General features: G+C 63.9%; 1 pseudogene. It reads right to left on the reverse strand.

Going from position 1 to position 613, the window contains the following annotated elements:
• Nucleotides 1-58: 58 nt before the first annotated feature.
• A pseudogene (gene istA / locus EC86_RS0100310) lies at nucleotides 59-613 on the reverse strand (IS21 family transposase); the annotation flags it as partial.

The following is a 613-nucleotide window of genomic DNA, read 5'->3' on the forward strand; positions in this document are numbered from 1 at the left end:
CCACTGCGCTTCGTTTATTCCCGCTCAACCGTCAACACAAGGTGCAGTATGAAGTCCACGCCTTGTCTTGCGGGTGGTAGGCGCGCGCGGGCAGCACCGAGCAGCCGTAGTGGCGGGCAAAGTCCAGCACGCTGTCGGTGAGCAGCGGCTCGTAGCGGTTGGCCTGGCTGACCAACGCGCGTGGGTTGTCGGGAATGATGAGCTGGGGCACGCCGCCAAAGAAGGTCAACGCACAAGCGGTGCCATTGAGCCAGTCGGCCGCTGTTTGGCGCGGTGTGGCCAGCGCAAAGCTGTAGCCGGACGCTGCCATGGCGGCCACGAAGATGTTGGCACGCCCCACCTCGACACCGTGCTCAAACAGGGTAATGGTGGGGCCGGCGTAGTCGATAAACATCTTCTCGCCGGCGCGGTGTGTCTGGCGCATGGAGCGCTTGAGCCGTTTGGCAAACTGGCGGTAGTTCTCGCTGAACTGGGAGTAGCGCAAGGCTTTGAGGGGGCGCTCAGCACAGTGCTCCTCGCCCACCTGGGCGCTGTACTCCTGCCACAGCAGCATGACGGTGACGCCTTTGCGGCGCAGTTCTTGGTGCATGCGCCCGTAGTCCGGACGGGCGAA

The sequence above is a fragment of the Polaromonas glacialis genome (assembly GCF_000709345.1).
Taxonomy (GTDB): Bacteria; Pseudomonadota; Gammaproteobacteria; order Burkholderiales; family Burkholderiaceae_C; genus Polaromonas; species Polaromonas glacialis.